Source organism: Streptosporangium sp. NPDC002544 (genome assembly GCF_040295965.1).
GTDB lineage: Bacteria > Actinomycetota > Actinomycetes > Streptosporangiales > Streptosporangiaceae > Streptosporangium.
On the sequence record NZ_JBEOWJ010000055.1, the window covers coordinates 1 to 14,689 of the forward strand.

Annotated in this window: 17 protein-coding genes, 1 pseudogene and 1 riboswitch; of the genes and pseudogenes, 11 read left to right on the top strand and 7 right to left on the bottom strand. The window is 65.4% G+C overall.

The window, feature by feature from the left end; translation table 11 throughout:
- The 4 genes from ABT061_RS45590 to ABT061_RS45605 form a co-directional block, all read left to right on the top strand.
- The coding region (locus tag ABT061_RS45590; protein WP_350929946.1) for a M48 family metalloprotease at positions 1–305 on the top strand (305 nt) is incomplete at its 5' end.
- A 49-nt stretch (positions 306–354) separates the two neighbouring features.
- Positions 355–1,242 (top strand): F510_1955 family glycosylhydrolase, encoded by an 888-nt coding sequence (locus ABT061_RS45595; RefSeq protein ID WP_350929947.1) that lies wholly within the window; start codon positions 355–357, stop codon positions 1,240–1,242.
- 483 nt (positions 1,243–1,725) lie between these two features.
- Positions 1,726–2,037 carry a lipid II flippase MurJ gene (locus ABT061_RS45600; protein ID WP_502991627.1) on the top strand — a complete coding sequence of 104 codons (312 nt, stop codon included), beginning with the start codon at positions 1,726–1,728 and terminating at the stop codon, positions 2,035–2,037.
- 110 nt (positions 2,038–2,147) lie between these two features.
- Positions 2,148–2,753 carry a M56 family metallopeptidase gene (locus tag ABT061_RS45605; RefSeq protein ID WP_350929948.1) on the top strand — a complete coding sequence of 202 codons (606 nt, stop codon included), beginning with the start codon at positions 2,148–2,150 and terminating at the stop codon, positions 2,751–2,753.
- Here the strand turns inward: ABT061_RS45605 and ABT061_RS45610 are convergent.
- On the bottom strand, positions 2,723–2,947 hold the full coding sequence (locus tag ABT061_RS45610; protein WP_350929949.1) for a hypothetical protein: 225 nt from the start codon (positions 2,945–2,947) through the stop codon (positions 2,723–2,725). The genes ABT061_RS45605 and ABT061_RS45610 overlap by 31 nt on opposite strands.
- A gap of 169 nt (positions 2,948–3,116) precedes the next feature.
- Between ABT061_RS45610 and ABT061_RS45615 the strand changes: the two genes are divergently transcribed.
- The 5 genes from ABT061_RS45615 to ABT061_RS45635 all read left to right on the top strand — a co-directional run bounded on the left by ABT061_RS45615 (position 3,117) and on the right by ABT061_RS45635 (position 7,514).
- Positions 3,117–4,241, top strand: a complete 1,125-nt coding sequence (locus ABT061_RS45615; protein ID WP_350929950.1) for a GNAT family N-acetyltransferase — start codon at positions 3,117–3,119, stop codon at positions 4,239–4,241.
- A 4-nt stretch (positions 4,242–4,245) separates the two neighbouring features.
- Positions 4,246–5,421, top strand: a complete 1,176-nt coding sequence (locus ABT061_RS45620; protein WP_350929951.1) for a DegT/DnrJ/EryC1/StrS family aminotransferase — start codon at positions 4,246–4,248, stop codon at positions 5,419–5,421.
- A gap of 230 nt (positions 5,422–5,651) precedes the next feature.
- A complete protein-coding gene (locus tag ABT061_RS45625) occupies positions 5,652–6,023 on the top strand; it encodes a BlaI/MecI/CopY family transcriptional regulator (RefSeq protein WP_350929952.1) in 372 nt (123 codons plus the stop codon).
- Entirely contained in the window at positions 6,020–6,970 is a 951-nt protein-coding gene (locus ABT061_RS45630) for a M56 family metallopeptidase (protein ID WP_350929953.1), read from the top strand. Before ABT061_RS45625 ends, ABT061_RS45630 begins: the two co-directional genes overlap by 4 nt.
- A gap of 46 nt (positions 6,971–7,016) precedes the next feature.
- Positions 7,017–7,514 carry a hypothetical protein gene (locus tag ABT061_RS45635; RefSeq protein ID WP_350929954.1) on the top strand — a complete coding sequence of 166 codons (498 nt, stop codon included), beginning with the start codon at positions 7,017–7,019 and terminating at the stop codon, positions 7,512–7,514.
- 350 nt (positions 7,515–7,864) lie between these two features.
- Here ABT061_RS45635 and ABT061_RS45640 read toward each other — a convergent pair whose 3' ends face one another.
- The 4 genes from ABT061_RS45640 to ABT061_RS45655 all read right to left on the bottom strand — a co-directional run bounded on the left by ABT061_RS45640 (position 7,865) and on the right by ABT061_RS45655 (position 11,547).
- Positions 7,865–8,713, bottom strand: coding sequence for an alpha/beta fold hydrolase (locus ABT061_RS45640; RefSeq protein WP_350929955.1), 849 nt, complete (start codon positions 8,711–8,713; stop codon positions 7,865–7,867).
- 439 nt (positions 8,714–9,152) lie between these two features.
- Positions 9,153–9,779: a DUF305 domain-containing protein gene (locus tag ABT061_RS45645; protein ID WP_350929956.1), complete on the bottom strand. Its 627-nt coding sequence runs from the start codon at positions 9,777–9,779 to the stop codon at positions 9,153–9,155.
- 85 nt (positions 9,780–9,864) lie between these two features.
- Positions 9,865–10,311 (bottom strand): hypothetical protein, encoded by a 447-nt coding sequence (locus ABT061_RS45650; RefSeq protein ID WP_350929957.1) that lies wholly within the window; start codon positions 10,309–10,311, stop codon positions 9,865–9,867.
- 714 nt (positions 10,312–11,025) lie between these two features.
- Positions 11,026–11,547 (bottom strand): CHAP domain-containing protein, encoded by a 522-nt coding sequence (locus ABT061_RS45655; RefSeq protein WP_350929958.1) that lies wholly within the window; start codon positions 11,545–11,547, stop codon positions 11,026–11,028.
- A gap of 12 nt (positions 11,548–11,559) precedes the next feature.
- A riboswitch (cyclic di-AMP (ydaO/yuaA leader) is annotated at positions 11,560–11,708 on the bottom strand.
- Between the two features lie 282 nt (positions 11,709–11,990).
- On the opposite strand from ABT061_RS45655, the gene ABT061_RS45660 reads away from it, so the two are divergent.
- Positions 11,991–12,944, top strand: a complete 954-nt coding sequence (locus tag ABT061_RS45660) for a coiled-coil domain-containing protein (RefSeq protein ID WP_350929959.1) — start codon at positions 11,991–11,993, stop codon at positions 12,942–12,944.
- A 51-nt stretch (positions 12,945–12,995) separates the two neighbouring features.
- Here ABT061_RS45660 and ABT061_RS45665 read toward each other — a convergent pair whose 3' ends face one another.
- A complete protein-coding gene (locus tag ABT061_RS45665) occupies positions 12,996–13,190 on the bottom strand; it encodes a four-helix bundle copper-binding protein (protein ID WP_502991628.1) in 195 nt (64 codons plus the stop codon).
- On the opposite strand from ABT061_RS45665, the pseudogene ABT061_RS48510 reads away from it, so the two are divergent.
- Positions 13,105–13,759 (top strand): annotated as a pseudogene (locus ABT061_RS48510) (HAD-IC family P-type ATPase); the annotation flags it as partial. The gene ABT061_RS45665 and the pseudogene ABT061_RS48510 overlap by 86 nt on opposite strands.
- 254 nt (positions 13,760–14,013) lie before the next feature.
- Here the strand turns inward: ABT061_RS48510 and ABT061_RS45680 are convergent.
- Positions 14,014–14,679, bottom strand: coding sequence for a CHAP domain-containing protein (locus ABT061_RS45680; protein WP_350929962.1), 666 nt, complete (start codon positions 14,677–14,679; stop codon positions 14,014–14,016).
- Positions 14,680–14,689 lie beyond the last annotated feature (10 nt).

Sequence of the window (14,689 nt, forward strand, 5' to 3'; positions counted from 1 at the left end):
CGCGGCTGATCGAGCTCCTCGCCGACGACGTCGCGGCCCGCCGCCACCCGCGTATCCACATCGCCGCCGCACTGGTCCGGATCGCCACGGGACGGACACCCGCGTTCACGCTGGGCGCGGGCGGCGAGACCGCCCTCACCCGTGTCCGGCGCATGCTCAGCCCGGCGGCCCCGCTCGGAGCCCGGGAACGCGTCGCGGGCCTCGCCGCGGTCGCCTTCCTCCTCGTCGGCCCCGCGGCCGTGGCCGTGATTCCCGGGGTGGGCTCGTTCCTGGCCCATCACTGCCACGGCATCTCACTGTTCTAGCTGCCAATAATCTACGATGGTACGTAGTAGGTGAGGGTAGGCTATTGGCATGGTCTCCATCAATCCGTGCCTTCGCCTGCGCGCAGGCGTCGTCCTGGTTCTCCTGATTCTTACCGGTACGGCGTGCACCGAGGAGTCCCCACCGGGCGTCGCCGATTCGGCTGATCCCGGAATCGGGCACGTTCACGGTCTCGGTGTTGATCCGGCGGACGGCACGGTCTACGTCGCGGGGCACTACGGGCTGTTCCAGATCCGGTCCACGGACACGGCTCGGCGGGTGGCCGACCGGATCCAGGACCATATGGGTTTCACCGTCGTCGGGCCCAAGACCTTTCTGGCCAGCGGGCACCCCGGGGAGGCCGACGCCTCGTCCGGGGCTTCCCCGCACCTGGGGCTGATCCGCACGACGGACGCCGGCGCCACCTGGACCTCGGTGTCGGAGGCGGGCACCGCCGACTTCCACGCGATCCAGTCCGCGGGATCGAACATCTACGCCTTCGACAGCCAGACCGGGCAGGTGCGGCGTAGTGGCGACGAAGGCCGGACCTGGAAGCTGGGGGCAAGAGAAGAGGTGATAGACCTGGCAGGCAATGCGGAGGAGCCGGACCGGGTCTACGCCACCACACCCCGTGGCGTGCAGGTGAGCGATGACGGCGGCATGGCCTTCACCACGCTCAGCGCAGCCCCGTTGCTGTCCCACGTGGACTCCCCCGCTAAGGGCGAACTGGTCGGGGTCGGCGGCGACGGCCGGATCCACGCCAGCGACGACGGCGGCAAGACCTGGCAGGCGCTAGGCAAGGTCCCCGGCCAAGCGACGGCGTTCACCGCGGTTGACGGCACGCGCCTGCTCGCCGCCATGGAGGACGGGACCGTCCTGCAGTCGACAGACGGAGGGCGTGGCTTCACCGTGATCTTCCGCCCCGCGGCGACGGGGTGACCTCGGATGCGATCCCTGCCACCTCCCAAGCGGCGATGGGTGGCATGTTCGTAGGTTCGTCCGAATGTCGAGCGAGGACGAACGGCGGTGTCTCGCCTCCGCCCTATGGGACCGGCCAGGATGCCGGATCCAGAGGCCGATGTTGTCTCGCTGGCCGAACGACTGCACAGCGAACCCGACATACACCATGACCAGCTCGCCGCGCCGTACAGGGTCTGATGCCTTATCCGGGTCTCCTCGGCCGCGTTCAGTGGACCAGAACTGAACTACTACATATGTGATAGCTTCCCGGCGGTGGGGCCCTGCTCCAGGGGTATTGCGCCTCTGCCGTGGGATGCGAATGCCTGCGGCCCATGACCACCAAGTCGTCTGATCGGGAAGGGCGTGGCATTGCCGTCAGGGTCTGGAGATCACGCCGCATCGATCAGCCCTCCGGTTGAAGCGCGCCCTGCCGGCCAAGGGTTGCTGCGTTCCGGATCGGTCATGGCCGTGGGCACCTTGGCCTCCCGCGTCACCGGATTCGCCCGGACGCTCGTGCTGGCCGCGGCAGTGGGAACGCAACTGCTCGGAGATGCCTACAACACCGCCAACATCATTCCCTTCGCGCTCTACGACCTTCTTCTCGGCGGTCTGATGACCGGTGTCCTCGTGCCGCTTCTGGTTAGACGGCGCCAACGGGACACCGATGGCGGACGTGCCACCGAACAGCGGCTGCTGACGCTCGCCGCCTTCTGGTCGTCCTTTCCGCCAGCACGGCCATGGCCGCCTTCGGCACCCTCGCGCTCATCGTCCTAGTCTCGCTGGCCGGGCTGCTCCCTGGGGAACCACTGTCAGGAACGCCCGCCGGCAAGGCGCTACTGGAGCATGGGCCAGCGCCTGTCCCCTTGGCCGTGGCGGCGGCCATCATGATGACGACGACCCCGATTTCGATCGGCAGAATGGCCCTGAGATGGCTGCTTGACCTCCGGGCGGCGCGTGCGCTCGGCACGGGCGTGGTCACCGACGATCGCCCGTTCGCGATGACCGTTCCCGGCCGGGACGGCGGACTGGTGGTCTCCACCGCGCTGTTGCGCCTGCTGTCCCGACCAGAGCTGGAGGTCGTCTTCCGTCACGAATCCGCCCATCTCAAGCATCGGCATCACATTTACCTGGCGATCAGCGCTATCGCCTCCAAGATCTTCCCTCCGTTGGCGTATCCGCACCGGTCGCTCCGCTTCGTCCTGGAGCGCTGGGCCGACGAGGAAGCCGCAGCAGCAGTTGGCGACCGGATCCTGACGGCGCGCACCATCGGACGTGTGGCGCTGGCCAATCCCCAGTCAGCAGCCGGCCCGCATCCCGCGCTGGCCGACTCGCACGTTGTCCAGCGTGTCGAAGCACTTCTCGGCAAGACCCCCTCACACAACCGCCTCACGGGCCCGGTTCTGCTGAGCGGCACGTGGATGGCCACAGGTGGTGCCGTCTCCTCCGCTCTGCAGCTCCATCACGCCGGTATTCTGCTGGTCCTCTTGTAAAGCACGTCGCAGAACCGGTCGAGCTCCTCCTCGATGTTGTAATGGCGCACCGAAGTGCGGACCAGTTCGGTGCTGCCCCGATCGGTCACGTCCTGGAGGGGGCGAGGGGGCGAGGGGGCGCTGACGGCGATCCAGTGCGCGGCCGGCTCGGCCCTGATCGTGCCGGCTGGATGGCCCTCGATCGTGAACGGCATGGTCTAGAACACCGCCTGAGCAGATCGCAGTGGCGCTAAACCCGACGGTCAAACACTTGATCTCCGAACCAAAGTCGTAGGCTTGTTTGCAGCTCTCCCAGGCTTCTCTTGGAAACATGTGAGCTATCTACTATTATAGATAGTAGATAGCTCACATGTTGAGGGGGCCATGAAAATCACCGTTGTTCGTCCCGGCGACCTGGGTGCGGTCGAACTGGGCGCATGGCGTGCACTCCTGCATTCAGGCTCCAACTTCGTCAATCCGTTCCTCTGCCCGGAGTTCACCCTGGCCATCGGGAGGGTGCGTGCCTGCGCACGGGTGGCAGTCGTCGAGGACGGGGGGGATATCGTCGGCTTCTTCCCCTTCGAGCGGCACGCGCTGGGCATCGGTAAACCGGTCGGGGCCGGACTCACCGATGCTCAAGGAATGATCTTGGCCAAGGGCCTGGAGCTTGACGTGATCTGCCTGCTCAAGGCATGCGGGCTGAGCGTCTGGGAATTTGATCACCTTGCCGCCGACCAGTTCCCCACACACCACTCCAGCCGCCACCCGTCCCCGATCATGGACCTGCGCAACGGCTATGAGGCCTACTTGGAGGTGATCAGTGATAAGTCCGCAAAGACCTACAAGAGCACGCTCTATAAAGAGCGCAAGCTCGGCCGCGACGTTGGCGAGCTGTCCCATGACTACGCCACCACCGACCTGGCCACCCTGCACACGCTGTTGCGCTGGAAGGGCGACCAATATCGCCGGACCGGTCGCAATGACCGCTTCGCCCAGCCGTGGATCGTCCAACTGGTGGAGGAACTGCTCCACGTGGACACCCCGTCTTTCGGAGGCGTGTTAGACATGATCTACGCCGACGGCCGGCCGGTCGCCGGCCATTTCGGGCTACGCAGCGACACGGTCCTCGCCGGCTGGTTCCCCGCCTACGACACATCCTTCGCCCGTTACTCGCCGGGGCTTGTCCATCACCTGGCCATGGCCAGGGAGGCGGCCAAGCGGGGGATCTCCGTCATCGACATGGGCCGGGGCGAAAAGGAATACAAGGACAAGCTAATGAACGGGGAGTTCCAGGTCGCTGAGGGCCGCCTCGCCCGTCCGGCTCCGTCCGCCGGCCTGCACTGGCTGATCCGCACTCCTGTTCGCGCAGCCCGCAATACTGTGCTCGCCCATCCGCTCCTGCGCCACCCCGCCGACCGCGCGCTCAAGATCTACGGCAGGCTGCGGACGTCACTGCGACAGACCTCCCGTGCGGACCCTGCCCGGTCGGCAAGAGACGCGATGGGATGATCACGTGTTCGAGCGTCTCGAAAGGGCAATGGGCGCCCGCCTCGGTCGGCCGTGCCTCTATGTACCCTCCAACCGCTTCGGCCTGTTCATCGCCCTGTGCCACTGGATGAAGCCCGGCCAGCGCCTGCTGATGTCGCCGATCTCGGCCGACGAAATCCTTTTCCTGGTGCTGGCCGCGGGGCTCCGCCCGGTCATCGCACCGATCTGTCCGCGCAGCGGCAACATCGACGCTGCGTCGGTCGCAAATTTGCGCTTCGACGGCGTCTTGACCACTAACATGTACGGCTTGCCGGACGACGTCGTCGCGCTAGGGAAGATCTGCGCCGAGCAGGGCATCCCGCTGATCGAGGATGCCGCACATGCCATGCAGACGACCGTGGCGAACATTCCCGTGGGGACCCACGGTACGGCCGGGGTTTTCAGCCTGTCCAAGCACGCGGGAGCGGCACCAGGTGGGATGGTCGCCCTGGCCTCCTCGGATGACCGCCCGGCACTCAAGGAACTGCGTGACCGATGGCTCACACCGCGGTACAGAGCCACGGAGATCGCGAGTCTGGTGAAGATGATCGCTCGCAACGCGATTTCGGGGACCGCCCTGGCCCAGCCCGCATGGTGGCTGGCGAAGGCATGGGGGTTGCAAGAACAGCGGGAGGGGCATCGAATCGCTTTACGCCGCAACGCGTTGGCTCCGCGGCTGGCCAAGTGGCTTTCGCCACACCTGGGGCTGACCGCTCTGGATCCCTGGATTCGGGCGGACAACCATCAGTTCCGAATGCGGCAGAGCAAACTGGTCGAGAGCTACGCGCTGGGCCGGCTGAAGGCGCTGGACCGCCAGCGGGAGCGGCGACTGAACGGTGTGCGCCGCCTCGCGGAACTGAAGACGGTTGCGCAAGCCGTACGGAATCATCTCGACCAACCGCTCTTTCGGGTGCCACTGCTCGTCGATGACCGAGACCGCGCCCTCGATGCGTTGCGACGGCACGGAATCATCACCGGTTACATCTACGACCCTCCGTTCGACGACTACGCGCCCGGCCTGACTGAGCCGTCTCCGGCTCCGGAGCAGGCCCGCTGGTGGGCGCGGCATGTGTTGCCGGTTGACCCCTTGCACGTGGATCGCGCCTGGCCGGTTGTGGCAGCGCTATCGTCGGGCATTCCCCCTGAGGTATGGACACCTTGAGCCCCGGGATCATGGAGATCTGGAAATCGAGGAGTTCTCAGTGGCGATGAAGGTGTACTCGCCCGGGTTCAAGGCCGACGCCGTGGCGTTGCACCTGTCACCAGTAGAGCCAAACGGTGATAGGCGGTGACCGAAGGCGTCGCACCACGCCGGCGCATGGATCCCTTTTCGCCGAAGCCAGCTACTACTATCATTGATAGGAATAACCGGTTCGCAAGGGAGGCCTGACCATGCACGGTCTCGGCGATCTGGAGACTGCGATCATGGATCGCATGTGGTCGCGCCAGCGGCCCGCCTCGGTGCGTGACGTCTTTGAAGACCTACGACGTGACCGGACGATCGCGTACACCACAGTGATGACGGTGATGGACAAGCTCTACAAGAAGGGTCTCCTCTGTCGCCATCCCGAAGGCCGGGCATACCTCTACGAGCCGGCTCTCACCCACGAAGCGTATACGGCCCAGATCATGCGGGACGCGTTCGCTCACGGCGGGAACCAGGCTGTGACACTTGTTCACTTCCTCGAACGCCTGACCCCCAACGAGCAGGCCGCGCTCGGAACCGCCCTCAAGGTGATCAACCAGCCAGGTCACCAAAAATGATCGCCCTCGTTCTCGGGGCCTACACTACGCTCGCCGCCTGCACACTCCATCTCCTGATCGGCCGGGTGCGGCGGCTGGGCCACGCGCCTCGGCTGTCCATCGCCGTCTGGCTGGCCGGCTGTGGATCGGTGATCGTCTCCGGCATGCTCACGGGACTGGAACTCGCCTTCCCCTCGCATGCGATCGGAGACGAGCTGGCGGCTCTACTGACAGCATGCTCCGAATTGCTCGCCGGCCATTCCGCGGCGGCGACACCACGGCCCCTGATCGCTCTCGGAGGTCTGCTCGCGGCGGGTCTGATCTTCGTCCGGGTCGGGTACTGCACAGCAAGCGTGCTGTTTCTCGGCCGGCGCGGCCGTGCGCAGCATAGGAGTGCCGTCCGGCTCGTCGGCCGCCAGGATCGCGAGCTGGGTGCGCTTGTCGTCAGGCACGACGAACCCGCCGCCTACTGCGTACCCGGTCGTGGCGGTCTGATCGTGATCACCAGTGGCACCCTGGCGACGCTGGGACGCCAGCACGTGGCAGCGGTACTCGCCCACGAACGGGCACACCTCGCCGGTCGCCATCATCTGCTGCTGGCCTGCGCCCAAGCACTGGTTCGCGCCTTCCCCTGGATACCTCTCTTTGTTCGCGCCAGCAGGGAGGTTCCCCGCCATGTGGAGTTACTGGCCGACGATGTGGCCGCTCGCGAGCATCCGCGGACCGTCATCGCAGCGGCCCTGATCGCCGTGGCCGGGGCGTCGACACCGATCGCAGCCATGGGAGCGGGCGGCGAGACCGCCCTGATCCGTATCAGGCGGCTGCTGTCACCCGCGTCACCGGCGCTGTGCAGGCGCGAGAAAATACTCGGCGCTCTCGGCGTCGGCGGGCTGCTGGCTGGTCCTGCGGTTGTGCTCGTCCTGCCCTCCCTGATCGTCTTCCTGGCCACCTGCCCCGCACTCACCTGAGCAGACATCGACGGCTGGCGAAACTACTACGAACAGTAGTAATTTGATGCTGATCGGCAGGAAGGACATCGAGCTGCACATGTGGACTTTTCGGCAATGGCTCGTCGGACTCATCGCGGCGGTTGTCACCGCTTTGGCCGTCGGTGTTCCCACAGGAATCGTCGAGACGTCGCTCTTCACCAGGATGACGCCGGTGCTGTGGTGGAACTATCCAGTATGGGGACTGACGGCCATTCTCACGGGCTTGATCACCGCTACCTACGTCGCCCCGGTTCAGCCGCCACCGAGTCAGCAGAAGAGGACCCTCATCGGTGGACTGCTGTCGGCATTCGCAGTCGGCTGTCCTATCTGCAACAAACTTGTCGTGATGGCTCTCGGAGTGAGCGGCGCGTTCACCTATTTCGCTCCCGTGCAACCCATCCTGGCCGTTGGATCCGTGATTCTGCTCGCCGAGGCTCTCCGTCGCCGGATGCGGGCGCTGCGCTCCTGCCGGCCCGATCTTCGATCCTCCGGCCCGGCCTCGTCGCTCCGGAACAGCGTCTGACACTCACGACAGCGTGAGGTCCACTTCTGCGGGCGCCTGGGGGTAATCCACGCCCAGGCGCCGGTTCTTGCAATGCCGTTGACTTAAGGGTCGGCCCCGGGAGCGCAGGCAGATACGATCTTCACAGTGGCTTTGGGGGCTTTGCCTGCTGGACGGGGTGGGGGCGTTTGGGATCCCAACCGGTGTAGCGGATGAACTTGCGCTTTATCTGCCGGATGACGGTGCGCCCACATTCAGCCGGTCGAGAGCGAGGAAACCATCGGCGCCCATCCGATCACGGCGCTTCTGTGAGTCGCGCGTAGCTACCGGGAGGGGGTGGTTTTACAAGGGCCTTCGACCAGATCGCTAGATCAAAAGCGTCCGAAGAAGTCGAGCATGGCCTTTGTGCACATGTCGGCATGAGTGATGATCCCAGCATGACCGGCCTGGAAGATCTCAAGGAATTCTCCGTTTGGCAGGACATCCGTGGCTTGTCGTCCCCCGCGAGGCGGAAAGTAGAGATCATGCTCGAAGGCGATCACTAGGCAGGGCGCAGCGATCCTGGCCAGCAGAGCCATCCGCTGATCTTCATCGAACCAATCCCAGACTGCGGCGAGTTGGCCGTGCAGGCCGTCCCTGTGCCTCCAGGTCGGAAGTGCAAGCAACTCGATCCATTCGGTGACCTGGGGGGCGTCGTCCTGCAGCACATGCGAGGGAACGGCTGTGCGCAATGTCTCCACCAGGAGGGAGCTGTCCGGCAACGTGCCGACGGCGGCGAACAGATCCCGTTGCGCTCGGGTGAGCATGCGCGTGAATTCCGTCGTCGGTCCCGCACTCCCGATGAAGACGCCGGCCCGCACGAGGTCGGGGCGCGCTCTGGCCAGTACTTCGACTGTGAAGCCGCCGAGAGACACCCCGACGAACCTGCAATCCCGGAGTCCCAGGTGTTCACACAGCGCTCCTGCGTCGGCGGCGAGGTCGTCGACGTTGTACGGCGGAGCCGGCGCCTCCGATGGAGCCACGCCGCGAGCCGCGAACGCCAGGACCTGATACCCGGCGCTGACCAGTGCGGATCGCACATTCCCCGCGTCCCACCAGAAGATGGGCATGCCCGTCCCTCCGAGCAACACCACCGGCTCGCCTTCACCAATCAAGTCGTAGGCGATACGTACACCATTGACCCATGCCTCATTCACTTCAAGCCCGTCCTCGTCGAACACGTCTGGGTGAGAGCCGTGCATGCCCACCGTTTCCACAGGCACCCCCACGGTTGCCGACATATGCCCGGTGACCCCACGCACGTCGTCCGCAGGCGAGGGCTCGACTCCCACCCGCTTAGCACGGACCGAAGCGACTAGCCGCAACTAAGCTTCGTTACTATAGATGATAGTAGATCAAAAGCGCATTAAGCTCGATTGTTCACTATAAAGGGATCCCTACCACTACTTGACATAGTTGATTTCCTCGACAGAAGTCAGGCAGAGGTGAAAGCCGGCCGGCTGGTTCCGGCTCGACCGTGCCTGTCCACAGCGCGGCGGGACAGGCAAAGGAATCCCTTTGAGCACTACTTCTGGCAAACGCGGCGAATGAACCACGATGCTGAAAGCCTGCGGTGTCCAGATGTAGATCATATCTGGACACCGCCGACCGACTCATGGCCTACAGTCGGTCGAGAAGCTCCTGCATCTGCTTGATCTCAGCCTGCTGGGCGGTCTCGATGGTCCTGGCGAGCTCTTTGGCCTTGGGATCGGCCCCGTCGCTCTGCTCGGTCTTGGCCATTATGATCGCCCCCTTGTGATGGGCGATCATCAGCTCGGCGAACATCCGGTCGAACTGGGCGCCCTTTGCCTTTTGGAGCTTGACCATGTCCTCCTCGGTCATCATGCCGGGCATGACATGCCCGCCGTGGCCCTCCGGGGCGGGAGCCTTCCAGGTGGACAACCAGTCGGTCATGGTGGCGATCTCCGGCCCCTGCGCGGCCTTGATCTTCGCCGCCAGTTCCTTCACCTCCGGGTCGGAGGCCCGGGTCTCGGCCAGTTTGGCCATCTCCACGGCCTGCTCGTGATGCGGGATCATCATCTGCGCGAAGGTGACGTCGACTTCGTTGAAGGAGGCTTCCGGCTCCTGGCTTGCGGTAGTGGCGGGAGCGGGGGCACTGCTGGTCATGCCGGTGTGGCCGGTCATCGCGTCGTCACCGCCTCCGCAGGCGGTGAGCAGCGCGAGAGCGCCGACTCCCGCCGTGGCGGTCAGTGCGAGCCTGCGAAAGGCGGATCGGTTGGTGAACATCTCTACTATCTCTTTCCGGTCAGTCGTATCTGCGTGCCGATCGTCTGCGGGCGGATCTTTGATGCCGTCCGCGGAGGCGATCGGCCTATACGCGCAGAACCGAGAGACGCGCCAGGCGTAGGGCCGTCCTCCGCGGGGGCGGGCGGGCGACGAGCAGCGTCGGAGAGGCGTCGGCCGATCGGGCCTGCGAGATCTGCCGCGTCCACAGGGGCGCCATACCGATGAGGAGAAGGAGAAACGAGGTGAGTACGGCCAGGCAGACGGAGCTCGGATCAAGGGCCGGAGGAGTGTCATCACGCTCTGAGACCAGTTGCCCGGCCTGGGGCATCAGGGTGGGACGGAGCACGGTGCGTGCTTTCGGCACTCCATGATCAGCGGTAAAGGCGTGTCCGAAGGCGGCAGGCGTGCCGTCATGCCCCCGCCGGTGGTCCAGGTGCCCCAGGGTGTGCATCCCGGCGACGCCCAGAATCAGAGCGATCAGAAGAAAGCGGCACAGCACCAGCAACGTGGACCGGCGGGCTGAGCCGTCCATCGTCCGCCCCCCTCGCGCTTGCGGTCCGACCTTTCCAATCTTCCTACGACCTATAATCGTAGAACAGTCGGCGCGAACATGGGGCAGGAAGCTCCCCGTGGGAGCGAACAGCCACGAGACACACGACGTGAGCTCGCGATCCTGCCCGACCTGGGCATAAGCGGCCGGCATGACGCAGTGGTCTGGACATCGTGACCAGGAAGTGAACGATAGGGACACTGCGAAGGAATCGCATGGTCAAGGCTCGCAGGGTAGAACAGCCGCCCGGCCGTCAGATCGAAGGCTGATGAATCACTGCACAAACATCTACTACTAACTATAGTAATTAGTGGCGGCCAGGTCCCACCCCGCTGACCGCCGACGCCGCCGTCCGGGCCCGAGCCCGGACGGCGGTGGATCCTCGCCCTCTTCGCACTGCTCGGCCATCGGACAGGTTCGCATCGCCGCGTGGGCCAAGGCGCGATGGACATCGGGGCAGGCGATGACCCGGGGGCTGTGGCTGATGGGCGCATCGTTCGTACCGCCGGCGCTCAGCACCTCACTGGCTCCCCAGCATCTGAATGCTGCCTCCTGGCTCGCGTATGCCGTGGCATTGGCGTCGGCGCTCATCACGACCTGCCTCCTCAGCCTGGCCACCATGATGATCTACCCGTTCGAAATGGCGACCATCGCCGCGCTCGGCGGGGAACGCATGATCGGCATCTACTACGGGTTCTACAACACCTTGTCCGGGGTCGGCATCGCGGCTGGAAACCTGCTCACCGGGACGGTGCTCGATTTGACCTTCCGTGGAAGCCCGTACCCGACGACCTTGCTCTCGTCGCGGACCTTCCGCTTCAACCACACCTTGTCGACGTTGGCCTCGATCGTGTGGATCTTGCCGCCCTCGACCTTCTCCACGAGGCCGACGTGGTCGATCCCGTCTGTGTCCTTTGAACCCGACCAGTCGTAGAACACCAGGGCGCCCGGTTCGGGCCTGTCGGACCAGGCCCCCTGCCTCTTGAACCAGACCGCGTGGGCCGGGGTGTACGCGTACTCGCCGACGAAGTTCTCGACTCCCGCCCGGTTGGCTGCCCAGGCGATGAACATGTCGCACCAGGGGGCGGTCTTGAACTGGGGGGCCGGATCGATGTTGGCCGCGTACCACGCGCCGAACTTGGTGTACTGGTCGTCCTTCTCCCGGTAGCCGAGTTCCGGTCGTACCACGTCGAGCAGATCTTCAGCGATTGGATCCATCGGTTGGCGGTTCGCCCCTCTCCTCGACCGCCTACCGGGTTAGCTGACGGGGTCGGGCCAGGAGCCGCCCTACCGCGGTGCGCGTCGCGGATTCACCCCACTGGAACTTGGGTTCCCGGTTCCCGCAGCCTGAGGCCGTGAGGATTCGGCGTCCGGCCGGTCACCTTCCTCGAAGACAGATCACCGGCCGGTAACGATTGAGCATAGTAGAAGAAATGCCCGAAAGGAGGGGAACCTGCCGAAGAAAGCCCTCGTACAGGGCACTGCATGCCGGATTTGGCGCGATGGTCCTGCTGGTGCAGGATCACCTACTAGCCTCCATCGGAGGGAGTTCAGTACGGGGCGTCACACGACAGGCGGCCCCCTACTTCGGGGAGAGGAGAAGCGTGACGGCTGCGTCCCGTGGGATTCGGCGTCCTAGCATATTTCGAGCTCTGGTCTCGATGTTCGTCGCTGTGGTCATGTGTGTGGGCGTGGCCTCGGCAGGCCATACCGAGCCCAAGCCCACCGCCAAGGAACTCCGTAAGGAGCTGGCGGAGCTGCAGAAGCGGTCAGAGACCATGATCTCCGAGTACTACACGGGACGGGTCGAGCTGCAGAAGGTGGAGAAGGTGGAGAAGGTGGCCCGCGGCAACCTGCGGCGGGCGCAGCAGGACTTCGAGCGGGCCGCGGGAGAGATCCGTCTTCTGGCCGCCGAGCAGTACCGCACCGGCGGGATCGGGGCGGCCTCCGCACTGGTGAGCGACGTCGATCCCACCGCCATGCTGAATGGCCTGGCGCTCACCCAGCAGCTCATGAGCGAGCAGGACGCCAAGCTGCAGAAGTTCATGAAGGCTCGCGACGCTCACCGCCGAGCGCAGACGTCGGCGGAGAAACGTGCCACGGAACTACGCGAGTCGCTCAAGGAGCTCGACGTCCAAAAGGACCGGGCCGAGAAGCTGATCGACAGGATCAAGGACCGAATCGACCTGCTCTATCCGACCCCGGGGGCCAGAAGCGCCGACGGGACGTGGGTTCCCCAGTTGCCGTCGGGGCCCGACAACATCACGCCTCGGATGCGGTTGGTCCGGCAGCTGATCGCACAACGGTTCGGCCCGCAGTTCGGGATCGGGTGCTACCGGGTCGACGGTGGCGTCCAGGGTGGCGGTGAGCACCCGCTGGGCCGCGCCTGCGACTTCATGCTCAGCCGTGGAGGAGCCCTGCCGTCGGCGGCCGAGACCAGGCGGGGCGACGAGATCGCCACGTGGGCGATCAAGAACGCCCGGCGCCTGGGCATCATGTACATCATCTTCCGCCAGCGGATCTGGCATGTCCGTAGCGGAGCCTGGGCGATGATGTCCGATCGCGGTGGCATCACGGCCAACCACTACGACCACCCCCACATATCGGTCTACTGAAGTGAGATGGTATGAGGCGCGTCCTCGATGACGCGTTTCCGGTGTGTTCGCTCAGCCCAGCGTGGCGAGCAGCTCGCGGCAGGCCTGCTCACACGCACGGCATGCCTGAGCACAGATGGCGCAGTGGCTGTGCTTGGTGTGCTTTTCACACTCCTCGGCACACGACTTCGAGATGCACGCCCGCGGCGGCGCCAACGACGCCGTCCGCGCCCTGCTCGACCTGGCCCCTCCCAGAGCGGTGGTCATCCGCGACGGCGAACCGGTCGAGGTGCCCACCGCCGAGGTTCTCGAAGGAGACCTGCTGCTGGTCCGTCCCGGGGCGAAGATCCCGGTCGACGGGGTGGTCGAGGACGGTGAGAGCGAGGTGGACGAGTCCATGGTCACCGGCGAGAGCCTGCCGGTGCACAAGCAGCAGGGCTCCACGGTCATCGGCGCGACCATCAACCGCAACGGCACGCTACGGGTGCGCGCCACCAGGGTGGGCGCGGACACCGCCCTGGCGCAGATCGTCAAGCTCGTCCAGCAGGCCAGAACTCCAAGGCCCCCGGGCAGCGGCTAGCTGTATTGACCCGCAGGGTTGTTGACGCGGGTGGTCGGCGGCGCGATCACCTTCGTCGCCTGGTTCTTCCTCGCTGATGAGCCGTTCGGCGTCGCGATCCTGTTCGCCATCACCGTCGTGGTCATCACCTGCCACGACGCGCTCGGTCTCGCCACTTCCACGGCGATCATGGTCGGTGACGGCGTCAACGACGCCCCCGCGCTGGCCCAGGCCGACCTGGGCATCGCCATCGGCGCCGGCACCGACGTCGCCCTCAAACGGTTGCGGCTGCCCTCACCCTCCGACACGCGCCAGGGCGTGGAAGGACCGCAGCTGGTCGGGCACGTGTAGCGGCTTCGTCGTGGTGGGAATCCCGGATCGGGGTTATAGTCCGGGTGGTCGAGGTCGGCCGTGAGCGGTGTGGGCAGGCGCCGTACGAACGAGACATGCGTGTGCGAGGACCTCAACGATGACCTATCGATGGTCGAAGGGGACACGGCGCCTGCCGTGTCCCCTTCGACGGTTCTGAGATCAGGCCTTGTATTCGGGGTAGCCGTAACCCACGACGTCGGACTTAGGCCGCACTCGCTGCTCGACCTTGCCGTTGCCGGTGTTGCCCTCGATCGTGGTGATCGTGCCGTCCCCGTTGTCCTTCTTCACCACGCCCATGTGGTCGATTCCGCCGATGGTCTTGTTGGCGCCCCAGGCGAAGTAGACGACGGAGCCAGGTTTGGCCACCGTGCCCCAGCGGCCGTTGTCCTTGAACCAGTTGGCCCAGGTCACGGTGTAGGCATCCCATCCGACCGTGGATCGGAGGCCGGCCTTCTCGCCGACCCAGGAGACGAACATGGCACACCATGGGGCATTGGCGTAGGCACGCACGTTCCCGCCGTCGCGAGCCACGGTCTCCTTGGCCCGAGGTGAGGACATGTACCAGTCGTGGAACGGGGTGCCGCCGCCGCTGGCGTTCTCGGTCACGCCAATCTGCTTTTCGGCGATCTGCAGCAGCATCTGCGCGGACCCTGGGAGCAGTTTCTGGGAGGAGGTACCGGATTGTGAGTCGGCCCGGGTCTCGTGGTGCCCGGCCGCGAAGGCGGGGCCTCCGGCGAGGAGCGTGCCCAGGGCGACGGTCGCGGCGACGGTGAGGCGCGGCAGGCCGGCGTTCATGAGGGAACGGGGGAAACGGTAGTTGGACATGTGGGGGTTT